The organism is Nonomuraea sp. NPDC050451, from assembly GCF_044458585.1.
This window is the reverse complement of record NZ_JBITHZ010000113.1, coordinates 1-1,505: the sequence shown is the minus strand read 5'-3', so window position 1 is coordinate 1,505 and position 1,505 is coordinate 1. Positions and strand designations below refer to the sequence as shown.

The window sequence follows — 1,505 nt, the reverse complement described above, 5'->3', positions numbered from 1 at the left end:
GCTTTGTGGTCAAGTCCTCGGCCTATTAGTACCGGTCAGCTCCACACGTTACCGCGCTTCCACCTCCGGCCTATCAACCCGGTCGTCTACCGGGAGCCTTACCCCCTCACAGGGTGGGAGACCTCATCTCAAGGCAAGCTTCCCGCTTAGATGCTTTCAGCGGTTATCCCTCCCGAACGTAGCCAACCAGCCGTGCACCTGGCGGTACAACTGGCACACCAGAGGTTCGTCCGTCCCGGTCCTCTCGTACTAGGGACAGCCCCTTTCAAGTCTCCTGCGCGCGCAGCGGATAGGGACCGAACTGTCTCGCGACGTTCTAAACCCAGCTCGCGTACCGCTTTAATGGGCGAACAGCCCAACCCTTGGGACCTACTCCAGCCCCAGGATGCGACGAGCCGACATCGAGGTGCCAAACCATCCCGTCGATATGGACTCTTGGGGAAGATCAGCCTGTTATCCCCGGGGTACCTTTTAGCCGTTGAGCGACACCGCTTCCACACGCCGATGCCGGATCACTAGTCCCAGCTTTCGCTCCTGCTCGACCCGTCAGTCTCACAGTCAAGCTCCCTTGTGCACTTACACTCAACACCTGATTGCCAACCAGGCTGAGGGAACCTTTGGGCGCCTCCGTTACCTTTTGGGAGGCAACCGCCCCAGTTAAACTACCCACCAGACACTGTCCCCGATCCGGATCACGGACCAGAGTTAGACATCCAAAACGACCAGAGTGGTATTTCACCAATGACTCCACCCGAACTAGCGTCCGAGCTTCCCAGTCTCCCACCTATCCTACACAAGCCGTTCCAAACACCAATGTCAAGCTGTAGTGAAGGTCCCGGGGTCTTTCCGTCCTGCTGCGCGAAACGAGCATCTTTACTCGTACTGCAATTTCACCGGGTCTGCGGTTGAGACAGCGGGGAAGTCGTTACGCCATTCGTGCAGGTCGGAACTTACCCGACAAGGAATTTCGCTACCTTAGGATGGTTATAGTTACCACCGCCGTTTACCGGCGCTTAAGTTCTCACCTTCGCCAACCGAAGCTGACTAAGCGGTCCCCTTAACGTTCCGGCACCGGGCAGGCGTCAGTCCGTATACATCGTCTTACGACTTCGCACGGACCTGTGTTTTTAGTAAACAGTCGCTTCCCCCTGGCCACTGCGACCCCCACCAGCCTCGGACGCACGGTCCTACACCAGCAGAGGTCCCCCTTCTCCCGAAGTTACGGGGGCAATTTGCCGAGTTCCTTAACCACAGTTCACCCGATCGCCTTAGTATTCTCTACCTGACCACCTGAGTCGGTTTAGGGTACGGGCCGCCACAACACTCGCTAGAGGCTTTTCTCGGCAGCATAGGATCATCCACTTCACCACAATCGGCTCGGCATCACATCTCAGGATACGTGCGAGGCGGATTTGCCTACCTCGCTCCCTACATGCTTACCCCAGGACAACCATCGCCTGGGCTGGACTACCTTCCTGCGTCACCCCATCGCTTACCTACTACCC

The 1,505-nt window shown here is 57.5% G+C and carries 1 rRNA gene; it reads right to left on the bottom strand.

The annotated features are described in order from the left end of the window. Positions 1 to 5: 5 nt before the first annotated feature. Positions 6 to 1,505: ribosomal RNA gene (locus ACIBI9_RS67865) — 23S ribosomal RNA — on the bottom strand; the annotation flags it as partial.